This is a genomic window from Bacillus cereus group sp. BfR-BA-01381, from assembly GCF_022663555.1.
Classification (GTDB): Bacteria; Bacillota; Bacilli; order Bacillales; family Bacillaceae_G; genus Bacillus_A; species Bacillus_A pacificus.
This window is the reverse complement of the sequence record NZ_JAKUFR010000066.1, coordinates 18,216-29,657: the sequence shown is the minus strand read 5'-3', so window position 1 is coordinate 29,657 and position 11,442 is coordinate 18,216. Positions and strand designations below refer to the sequence as shown.

Genomic DNA, 11,442 nt, shown 5'->3' with positions numbered 1-11,442 from the left:
AACCGAAGCATTTTTCGCAGTTTGCTTTTAAATGATCGTTATGATTAGTCAAAATGTATACCCCCTGTTGTCTTTTGACTATTTCATAATATTCCAACCTTATTAAATAATCAATTTAAAAATAAACGAGCTTCTTTCATTTCAAATCATAACTTTATCATTCGATTTCCTTTCAATTGAAAAAGACAACTTCTATCCGATGAATTATAATTAAATTATAAATATTCTAACTAAAAGGAGACCTACTATGGCACTACAAATGAAAACGAACTGTCAAATTTGCAATCAATCATTGGAACAAGATTCTGAAGCATACATTTGCGTATATGAATGTACATTTTGCGCACCATGTACAGAAGAAAGACATAACGTTTGCCCAAACTGCGGCGGCGAGTTAGTACGCAGACCGAAAAAGAAACAATAAAAGCAAAGCGATATCGCTTTGCTTTTTTTAGGCATATGAAATTATATCAACGATTTTTCAAATATATCGAACACAACTTCAATTATATCAACGATTATTTTAATATATCGACGTTTCGACAAAGAATATCGACTTACCGACAAATAACGACATCTCTATACCCATTCAGATTCAACACAACTTAAACATTCAAAAACTTCACACAAACAGGCTCCGGCACAACAACATCAGATTGTAAAAGAGTTAGCTTCCCTGTCGTTTCATCTCTTGAAAATAGCACAAGATTATGCGACTTTTCATTTGAAGCAACAAGAAACTTTTCAGTAGGATCTAATACAAAGTCTCTTGGCCAATTTCCTTCTGTAGATGTATGTGCAACAAATGTAAGCTCACCTGAATTTTCATCTACGCTGAAAACAGCAATACTATTATGGCCGCGATTACCTGCATATACAAAGCGGCCATCAGAAGAAATATGAATCGCACTTCCTTGATTATTTTCATCAAATGCTCCAGGAACGGTAGAAATATACTGTAATTCTGTAAATGTTCCTTCTGCTGGATTATATGTTAACACAATAACCTCTGAACTAAGCTCCGTCATCACATACGCATATTTTCCATTCGGATGAAATGTAATATATCTCGGACCACTTCCTGGATTTACAGACAAGCTATTCACTTCTTGTAATGCACTATTTTTTATTTCATACGTAATTATTTTATCTATCCCTAAATCAACACCCACCACATATTTTTCATCAGGCGTATATCCCGCGTAATGTGCATGCGGTTTTTCTTGTCTTTCTTTGTTCGGACCTGAACCTTCATGTGCCATAATAGATGTGGCAGGATTTACAGTTCCATCTTCTTCATTAACTACAAAAGACTCGATCGTTCCTTTATGGTAATTCGCTGTAACTACCGTACGATTTCTACTATCAACACTCACATGACAAGGAGAAGCCCCTTCCACTACTTGTCTGTTTTGTTCCGTTAGCTCTCCCGTTTTACTATCAATCGAATAAGCAGCTACACCGCCAGATTCGCCTTCCTTAACAACAGAATAGAGATATTCATTATTTTTGCTAATCGTTACATATGTAGGGTTATCCATCTTAGCCGCAAGTGTTACATTACTAATTTTTTTTGCTTCTGTGTCTAACGTAAACTTATATATTCCTTCACTATTTTCTTTCGTGTATGTTCCAACATATCCAATAAACTCTTTGTTATCCGTCATTTTCATAACCCTCTCTCCCTAAATTTTTTGTTCATCATACTTCTTAACATATTTTATGTTGAAAGAGTATCCTAAAAAATTGGAGTACTTCTTTATACGTTACCATATTTCTCTGCTAAATAGCCTTTAAACCCACTTTTTTTGATACGCTGTTATACTTTCATATTCTTCTTCCAATTGACGGGACAGACGAATATAAATTGGTGTTAAATCTTTATATTTTTCCACACTTTCCATGTTTGGTTCATGGTGGAAATTCGCACCTACCATTTCAGAAACTACATGTAACGTATCTACTTCACCTAAACTATATAAACCGAGGATTGCAGCTCCTAAGCAAGAGCTTTCGAAACTTTCCGGAACATATACATCTTGATGAAAAATATCCGCCATCATCTGTCTCCAAAGTTCCGATCTTGCAAAACCACCTGTCGCTTGAATTTTTTTCGGTTCACCAATTAGCTCTTTTAAAGCAAGAAGAACGGTGTATAAATTATAAATTACTCCTTCTAACACAGCACGGATAAGATGTTCTTTCTTATGATGCAATCCAAGTCCAAAGAAAGATCCTCGCGCATTTGCATTCCATAAAGGAGCTCTTTCTCCTGCTAAATACGGGTGAAATAATAAACCGTCGGACCCCGGACTCACTTTTGCTGCTATTTCAGTAAGCACTTCATATGGATCTTTTCCTAAACGTTTCGCAAGCTCAATCTCTGAAGTGCCTAATTGATCACGAGCCCACCTGAAAATCATACCACCGTTATTAACCGGTCCACCAATTACCCAATGGTCTTCAGTTAAGGCGTAACAAAAAATTCTACCTTTTGGATCTGTTACAGGACGATTTGTTACAGCACGTATTGCACCGCTTGTACCAATTGTAACAGCCACAACACCAGGATCTATTGCATTTACACCTAAGTTAGATAGTACACCGTCACTCGCTCCTACTATAAAAGGAGTAGAAACAAGTACATTCATCTCTTTTGCAAGTTCTTCATCTAACCCTATTAAGCTGTGCGTCGTTGGAACAAGTTTAGAAAGCTTTTCATCTGTAATGCCCGCTACATGTAAAGCCTCTTCATCCCATTTTAAAGATTTCAAATTAAACATGCCTGTCGCTGATGCTATAGAGTAATCAATTACATACTCCTTATATAACTTATAAAAAACATACTCTTTAATAGAAATAAATTTATAACTTTTTGCGAACAATTCTGCCTGCTCATTCTGTAACCAAACTAATTTCGAAAGTGGTGACATCGGATGAATTGGTGTCCCAGTACGCAAATAAATTTCATGACCATTCATATCATTCTTTATTTTCTCTGCCCAGCTTGCACTTCTATTATCTGCCCAAGTGATACATCTCGTTAACGGTTTTCCCTTCTCATCTACAGCAATGATACTATGCATTGCCGAACTAAAAGAAACACAAAGAATATCATTCGGCTGTACACTACTTGATCGTACAGTTTCTTTAATCGTATGTATTACTGCATGAAAAATTTCTTCTGGGTCTTGTTCTGCTGTTTCAGGCGTAGGAGAATATAAAGGATATTCAATTCCATGACTTGCAATAACAGATCCATCAATAGAAAATAGAACTGATTTTGTACTAGTTGTCCCAATGTCTACACCAATCATATATTTTGTGTCCACCATTTCTTCCTCCTAACAAAAAATTGCTACAGTATACCACCATAAAAATACATTCCTTTTATCTATTGATAACGTTGTATGCTGCATTTATCTAAATAGAAACAACCCTATTTTAAACAAACATATCGAGTAGTAAAACGCCTCCAAAAGCGATAAATGAAAGTAATGTTTCTAATACTGTCCATGTTTTAAATGTTTCTTTCACTGTTAAACCTAAGTATTCTTTTACCATCCAGAACCCAGCATCGTTTACGTGTGAAAACATTAATGCTCCTGCACCTGTTGCAATGACGAGCAATTCTAAATTCACACCTGCCGCATTTTCGACGATTGGTGAAACGATGCCCGCTGCTGTTGTTAAAGCGACTGTCGCTGACCCTGTCGCAATTCGAATTAATCCAGCTACCATAAATGCTAATACAATTGGGGATAGAGCTAAATGCTCAGACATTTGAGCAATAGCATTCCCTACGCCACTATCGATAAGAATTTGCTTAAATCCGCCGCCAGCACCAATAATCGCAACAATTGAACCAATTGGTAATAAGCTATCTTCTGTTACCTTCTTAATCGTCTTTTTATCGATACCTTGACGAAATCCAAGAAAATAAAACGCTGCAAAACATGCAATCAATAATGCAATGATAGGACTACCAATTAATGTGACAATCTTCATCAAAGTAGTAGAAAGTGGAACATAAGGAGCTGCTGCAGCTAAAACCATTAACAGAACCGGTAACAATATAACTAAAAATGAAACTCCTATTCCTGGTAATTTCGTTGATTTTGTATTTACACGTATCAATTCTGGCTCATTTTCAGGAATTACACGTTTGTGAATCCATTGAGCGAATATAGGACCTGCAATAATCGCTGCAAAAAATGTAATAATGAGTGAATACAATAGTACCTTCCCAAGGTTCGCTTTATAAATACCAATTGCAACGATTGCCCCTGGATGCGGAGGAACAAGGCCGTGTACGACAGATAACCCAGCAATTGCTGGTAATGCTATCAATAAAATATTTTGTTTCGTAGTTTTATGAATTGAAATTACTAATGGTAGTAATATTAAAATGCCTACTTCAAAAAACACTGGAATTCCAATAATAAAACCTGCAATTAACATCGCCCATGGTAAGTTTTTTATCCCAAAAGATTTAATAAAAAACTCTGCCACTTGCATTCCAGCACCTGACTCTGCCATCATTTTCCCTAATATTGTACCTAGTACTAAAATACCTACTAAATGTCCGAGAACACTTCCGACTCCCGTTTCATAAGCACTCACTATTTTATCCATTGGCATTCCAGACATAATCGCTAAAAACAAACTTGCAATCGTTAAACTAATAAACGCATGCCATCTCCACCACGATACCCCTAAAATAACAATTACAATTGATAATAATGTAATCATTAAAAGGTACATATTCATACGCAATTCCACCCCTTTATGTAAACCCTTTCAAATTTCTATATAATTAAAAGAACCTATATAGTTCTTTCTTGAGTAAGAATTTATATATCGAAATACAACTTATCTTCACAACATAATAATTTATATAAAAAGAATCTCCCTTACCAGAGATACATGTTACCTACTCTCTCTGATAAGGGGATTTCTCTTTCATAATTGTAATGTTATTGTGATAAACGCTACGCGTAAGCAAATTTTCCTTCTTCAAAAGTGAATGACACTTTCTTCTCTTGCTGTTTTCACATAGTAAGACTACAAACTCGGGATCCAGTTTAAACGATGAAGTTACTTAGGATTTGTCCTCTCATAAAAAGCAATTTTCAGCAAGCCCTCTCACTTTTATGCATTATAATTTAGGAGCTTTCGCCCAATCCGCAGCAAACTTCTCAATACCTTGATCTGTTAATGGGTGCATAGCAAGTTGTTCAATTACTTTATAAGGAATTGTTGCAATGTGAGCACCTGCCATCGCTACACGAGTTACATGATCTGGATGTCTAACAGAAGCCGCAATAATTTGTGTATCTAATTGGTGAACATCGAATAATTCAGCAATTTTAGCAACTAATAATACGCCATCTTCAGAAATATCATCTAAACGTCCTAAAAATGGAGAAACATACGTTGCACCTGCCCTAGCAGCTAAAAGAGCTTGGTTCACAGTGAAAATAAGGGTAACGTTCGTTTTCACACCTTTTTCAGTAAGATAGCGACAAGCTTCTAATCCCGCTAGCGTCATCGGAAGTTTTATTGTAACTTTCTCATCGCCGCCGTTAATCTTAATCAGCTCTTCTGCTTGAGCAATCATTTCTTCAGCTGTCACAGCATCTGGAGTTACTTCTGCCGAAACAGATTCAACTTTAGGCACTGCCTGACAAATTTCTGCAATACGGTCTTCAAACTTAATGCCCTCTTTTGCTACTAAAGAAGGATTCGTTGTAACACCAGCTAAAACTCCAAGTTTATATGCTTTTTTTATGTCCTCAAGATTTGCAGTATCAATAAAAAACTTCATAATCTATTCCCTCCATTTTTTAAACGTCAATGAGTTAAATTTTTAAGATATTTATTTCTTTTCTACTGCATGTCCGCCAAATTCATTGCGCAGAGCTGCTACTACTTTTCCTGTAAATGTATCATTGTCTAATGAGCGGTAGCGCATTAATAGAGACATTGCGATAACAGGAGTTGCTGTTTGAAGGTCTAATGCTGTTTCTACTGTCCATTTTCCTTCACCAGAAGAATGCATAACACCCTTAATTTCATCTAATTTTGCATCTTTAGAAAATGCATTTTCTGTTAATTCCATTAACCAAGAGCGAATGACTGAACCATTGTTCCATACTCTTGATACTTTTTCATAATCGTAGTCAAATTCACTTTTCTCTAGAATCTCAAATCCTTCACCAATAGCAGCCATCATGCCGTATTCAATTCCATTGTGAACCATTTTTAAGAAGTGACCACTACCAGCTTTTCCAGCATATAAGTATCCATTTTCTACAGCAGTATCACGGAAGATAGGTTCAACGATGTCCCAAGCTTCTTGATCTCCTCCGATCATATAACACGCACCATTACGAGCGCCTTCCATTCCGCCAGAAGTTCCTGCATCCATAAAGTGAATGCCATCTTTCTTTAGTTGCTCATATCGGCGAATGGACTCTTTATAGTGTGAATTACCCGCTTCAATTAAAATATCTCCTTTTGATAAAAGTGGTGTAACCTCATCAATAACAGAATCAACAACAGCGTGTGGTACCATAACCCAAAGAACTCTTGGTGATTGTAATGACTGAACAAGTTCATTTAAGCTAGATGTACCTGTAGCCCCGTACTCTTTCATTTCTTCCACTGCACTTGCATTTAAATCAAATGCTACTACTTCATGTTTATGATCCATTAAATTTTTCCCTAAATTTAATCCCATTTTACCTAACCCAATTAATCCTACTTGCATAATATAATTCCTCCTCAAATCATCTTTTATTAAAAATCCATATCACTACAATCTGGAATACCTTCCAGCACTGAAATGTTAGTACGTACAGAAAGGTATTCACAGTCATAGCTTAAGAATTCAACACATTTTTTGTAATTTGAACAACATTTTCTGTCGTAAATCCAAATAGATTCATGACTTCAGCTCCAGTTCCTGAAGCTCCAAATGTTTCAATTGATAGTACTTTTCCTTCTTGTCCTACATAACGTTCCCAACCGAGAGATACACCCATCTCAAGAGATACTCGTTTCGTTACAGAAGACGGAAGAACCGATTCTTTATATTCATTCGATTGACGATCGAATAACTCCCAGCTTGGCATTGCAACGATACGAACAGAGACATTGTCTTCTTCTAGTTTCGCTTTTGCACTAGCAGCCAAGGCTACTTCAGAACCTGTCGCAATTAAAATCACATCTGGATTTTCATTTGTTTGCGTTAATACGTAAGCTCCTTTAGAAAGATTCTCTATGTTCGCTTTCGTTTCATGAAACACCGGTAAATTTTGACGGCTCAGTACTAAAACGACTGGACCATCCGTTTGCTGTAATGCATAAGCCCACGCACTCGCTGTTTCATTTGCATCTGACGGGCGGATAACTGTTAAATCAGGAATTGCCCGAAGAGCTGCCAAATGTTCGATTGGTTCATGCGTTGGACCATCTTCTCCTACAGCAATCGAATCATGTGTAAATACGTACGTAACAGGTAACTTTTGCAATGCAGCCAGTCGAATCGATGGACGAAGGTAATCGTTAAATACAAAGAATGTACTTACGAACGGCTTTACTCCTCCATGAAGTGCCAGTCCATTCGCTGCCGCGCCCATTGCATGTTCACGTACACCGAAGTATATATTTCGGCCAGCATACGATTCTACTGTATACACTGCTTCACCTTTTATATCTGTCATCGTAGAATGAGAAAGATCCGCACTTCCACCGAAAATAGAAGGAATCGATTTCACATAATGATTAATAGCTTCCCCACTTGCAACACGAGTGGAAATCGTTTTTTCAGTATCAAAGGATAGAATGTCTTTCGCTTCGATTAAAACCTCACCTGTAATCGCTTTTTCTAATTCATCTGCTAGTGCTGGATTCGACTCTCTATATACGTTGAACTGTTCATTCCACTTGTTCTCTTTTTCAATACCTTTTTGTTTCAATTCATTAAAATGAGCTGTTACTTCTTCAGGTACAAAGAAGTCTTCCTTATAATGCCAACCATACGCTTGTTTTGTCGCTGTCGCTTCTTCTAATCCAAGCGGGTTACCATGTGCTTTGTTCGTTCCAGCAACTTTTGGACTTCCGTAACCTATAATCGTTCTAATTTCTATAAGAGTAGGTTGGTCCGTATTGTCTTTCGCTAATTGAATCGCTTTTGTAATCGCATCAACATCGTTTCCATCCTCAACTCTTACATATTGCCAATGTGCAGATTCTACCCTTTTCTGCATATCTTCAGAGAAAGCAATGTTTAATTCACCATCAAGTGAAATTTCATTTGAATCATACAGCACAATTAACTTGCCAAGTTTCATATGTCCTGCCATTGACATCGCTTCATAAGCGACACCTTCCATTAAATCACCGTCTCCAACTAAAGCGTACGTATTGTGATCTATAATAGAGTGACCATCCTTATTAAACTTCGCTGCTAAATGAGCTTCTGCCATTGCCATTCCGACAGCATTTGCAATGCCTTGTCCTAACGGGCCTGTAGTCGCTTCAACTCCAGAAGTGTGACCAAACTCAGGATGTCCTGGTGTTTTACTATTTAACTTTCTAAAACTTTTCAAGTCATCAATTGAAACGTCATATCCAGCTAAATGAAGTAGGCTATATAATAAGCTTGATCCATGTCCAGCCGATAAAACGAATCGATCACGGTTAAACCATTTTGGATGATTCGGATTGTGATTTAAATGATTCGCCCATAATGCATAAGCCATCGGTGCTGCGCCCATCGGGAGACCTGGATGACCTGAATTTGCCGCATTAATAGCATCAATCGATAACGTACGAAGTGTATTCACTGCTAATTGATTTATGTTTTGTGTCATAATAATCGTCCCCCTAAATGCTTTCATGAAAGAAAGTACTTATTTTTCCGTTTCTTGATCTAACCACCATTTAAATCCACTTTCTCGTAATAACTCATGAGATGCATCTGGACCATATGAACCAGACTCATATTCATGAAGTGGTAATAAATTTTCCTCGAATGCTTCAAGAATTGGTTGTACCCATTCCCATGACAATTCAACTTCTCTCCAATGTGCAAAGAATGTAGCGTCTCCACTCACAGCATCATGAATGAGTCTTTCATACGCTTCAGGCACTCCCACATCTGCTTGCTCGCAAGTAAAGTTAATACGCATCGGTTCAATTTCTCCATTTTTCAATGGATTTTTACTATTTAACTGTAGTGAAACATTCTCACCTGGGCTAATTTCAATTATTAATAAGTTAGGTTCTGCATTTGGATTATTATCTTGATATTGCTGTTTTAACGTATTTTTAAATTCGATTACAATACGAGTAGACTTTTCTTTCATTCGTTTACCTGTTCGTATATAGAAGGGAACGCCAGTCCAAAACGGATTATCGATCCACAATCGAGCAGCAACAAATGTGTCTATGTTAGAAGAAGGATTTACTCCTGGCTCCTCTTTATATGCTACCACTTGCTCGCCTTTTATCTCTCCTGAAGCGTATTGTCCGCGAATGATATGGTTTTGAACGTCTTCTTTTTTCACTTTACGAAGCGTCTCCATTACCTTTCGCTTTTCCTCTCGAATTTCACATGCATTAACCTTTTCCGGCAGATTCATAGCAGTCATCATTAATATTTGTAACATATGATTTTGAACCATATCTCGAATGGCTCCTGCCTGATCATAATATCCTGCTCTTTCTTCAACCCCAACTGTTTCACTCGCTGTAATTTGTACATTCGCTATATGTTCTTTATTCCAAATCGATTGGAGAACAGGATTTGCAAACTCTAGTGCTTCAAGGTTTTGAATCATCGGCTTACCTAAGTAATGATCAATACGGTATATCTCGTCTTCTTCAAACGTGCGACTAAGCTTATCATTCAGCTCACGAGCAGATTTGAGATCGTGCCCAAACGGTTTCTCAATCATTAGGCGTTTCCACCCATCCGTTTTATCAAGTCCGCTTTCCTTAATATTTAAAGCAATTGTCTCGAAAAATTCAGGAGCAACGGAAAGATAGAACATTCTATTCCCTTTTATATGTAGTTCTTCTTCCCTTTCACGAACGACTTGCAATAATCTCTCATAGTCTTCCGGCTTACTCACATCTAATGGACAATAGCGAAAATTATCTAAAAAACCTTCAAGTTCTAGAGTACCTTCTTCTCTATGACGGGAAAATGTCTCTATTGATTCTTTTATTCTCCCTTGAAAATCTACATGAGATACTTGACGTCTTCCAAGCCCGATAACAGATATTTGCTTTGGAAGCTTTTGATCTCTATATAAGTTATATAGTGCGGGGTAAATTTTTCGTTTCGCTAAGTCCCCTGTCGCTCCAAATAAAACAAAGGTCATTGATTCCAATTTCAGTCCCCCTCTTGTTGTATAGTCCTGGTCAATATTTTAAAAATGAATTGTACAGAAGCTCATGTTTTATAAAAAACAAAGAGTTCGCAAATTCCAATTCTTTTTATACCTTTCGCTTTCTAATTGTCCCCAATATTAATAGTGGCAATTCAAAGCATTTCTACCACATCTTACTTACCTACCGTTACTTAAATAAAATAACCTAATTATTAAAAGTAATTAAGTTATTTTATATCTATCATATTAACCACATAGATTATCATCGTCAAGTAAAGTGTCTCGAATCAAAGATTTCCCACTCCGTACTATCTTTTCGTACTTGTTTATTTATTAGAACTATCTTCATCACATAAAATGAATAATAAAAAGGCAAAACCGAACAAGAATATGTTCGATTTTGCCTTTTTATTATTGCTTCAATTGATTTTTAACCGCTCTTATAACCAATTCATGATCTTCTTCTGGTGGTAATCCTGAAACGGTTATCATTCCAATAACCCCTACGTTTTTTATTCTGATAGGAAAACATCCACCAAATGCAGCGTATTCCGAAGTATCTAAAAGATATTTTTCATTATAGGAGACTCCAGTTATTTCACTTTGTATTTGCATATAATACGAGCTACGATCATGCAGGGAAACGACTCGTTTTTTACGCTCAATCCATTTCGTATTTTCCTCATTTGTCCCCGTCATCTTAAAATGAAATAATTGTACACCATTTTTCGTTATATCAACAGCAATCAATTTTCCCTCTTGCTTCGCTGTTTCAACAATAAATAAACCTAACTGCAAAGCATCTTCATTTGTAAAAGAGGAAAATTGAAGTGTTTCCTCCTCTTTTAAAATTTGTTTACTTATTTCATTCAAATTTGAAGTACTCATATCTTTATCCCCCTTACTCACTTTATGCCACATGGATATTTTTAAATTTATGTGACTCTATCCTGCGACCTTTCAATATTACTAGTACTCTCTTCCTCTTGGTGCTAATAAGAATTATATTTAACGCATTCAAAATGTATGTCCCTTAAAA

Annotated in this window: 9 protein-coding genes; 1 reads left to right on the top strand and 8 read right to left on the bottom strand. The window is 36.5% G+C overall.

Annotation, left to right across the window (positions count from 1 at the left end; all coding sequences use genetic code 11):
- Positions 1–247: 247 nt before the first annotated feature.
- Positions 248–424, top strand: coding sequence for a DUF1272 domain-containing protein (locus tag MR079_RS20315; protein WP_001207878.1), 177 nt, complete (start codon positions 248–250; stop codon positions 422–424).
- Positions 425–605: 181 nt separating this feature from the next.
- Here the strand turns inward: MR079_RS20315 and MR079_RS20310 are convergent, their stop codons facing one another.
- The 8 genes from MR079_RS20310 to MR079_RS20275 all read right to left on the bottom strand — a co-directional run bounded on the left by MR079_RS20310 (position 606) and on the right by MR079_RS20275 (position 11,324).
- Positions 606–1,667, bottom strand: a complete 1,062-nt coding sequence (locus MR079_RS20310; RefSeq protein ID WP_472927144.1) for a lactonase family protein — start codon at positions 1,665–1,667, stop codon at positions 606–608.
- A gap of 126 nt (positions 1,668–1,793) precedes the next feature.
- Entirely contained in the window at positions 1,794–3,335 is a 1,542-nt protein-coding gene (gene gntK / locus MR079_RS20305) for a gluconokinase (protein ID WP_139866189.1), read from the bottom strand.
- A gap of 109 nt (positions 3,336–3,444) precedes the next feature.
- Positions 3,445–4,770, bottom strand: a complete 1,326-nt coding sequence (gene gntP / locus MR079_RS20300; protein ID WP_242294507.1) for a gluconate permease GntP — start codon at positions 4,768–4,770, stop codon at positions 3,445–3,447.
- Positions 4,771–5,158: 388 nt separating this feature from the next.
- Positions 5,159–5,827, bottom strand: coding sequence for a fructose-6-phosphate aldolase (gene fsa, locus MR079_RS20295; RefSeq protein ID WP_000667676.1), 669 nt, complete (start codon positions 5,825–5,827; stop codon positions 5,159–5,161).
- A 51-nt stretch (positions 5,828–5,878) separates the two neighbouring features.
- A complete protein-coding gene (gnd, locus tag MR079_RS20290; RefSeq protein ID WP_001195921.1) occupies positions 5,879–6,772 on the bottom strand; it encodes a phosphogluconate dehydrogenase (NAD(+)-dependent, decarboxylating) in 894 nt (297 codons plus the stop codon).
- A gap of 112 nt (positions 6,773–6,884) precedes the next feature.
- The gene (gene tkt, locus MR079_RS20285; RefSeq protein ID WP_242294506.1) at positions 6,885–8,879 is read right to left on the bottom strand and encodes a transketolase; all 1,995 of its coding nucleotides are present in this window, start codon (positions 8,877–8,879) and stop codon (positions 6,885–6,887) included.
- Between the two features lie 39 nt (positions 8,880–8,918).
- On the bottom strand, positions 8,919–10,403 hold the full coding sequence (zwf, locus tag MR079_RS20280) for a glucose-6-phosphate dehydrogenase (RefSeq protein WP_139866192.1): 1,485 nt from the start codon (positions 10,401–10,403) through the stop codon (positions 8,919–8,921).
- 411 nt (positions 10,404–10,814) lie between these two features.
- Complete coding sequence (locus tag MR079_RS20275) at positions 10,815–11,324, bottom strand: heme-degrading domain-containing protein (RefSeq protein ID WP_139866193.1); 510 nt, start codon at positions 11,322–11,324, stop codon at positions 10,815–10,817.
- Positions 11,325–11,442: the final 118 nt, after the last annotated feature.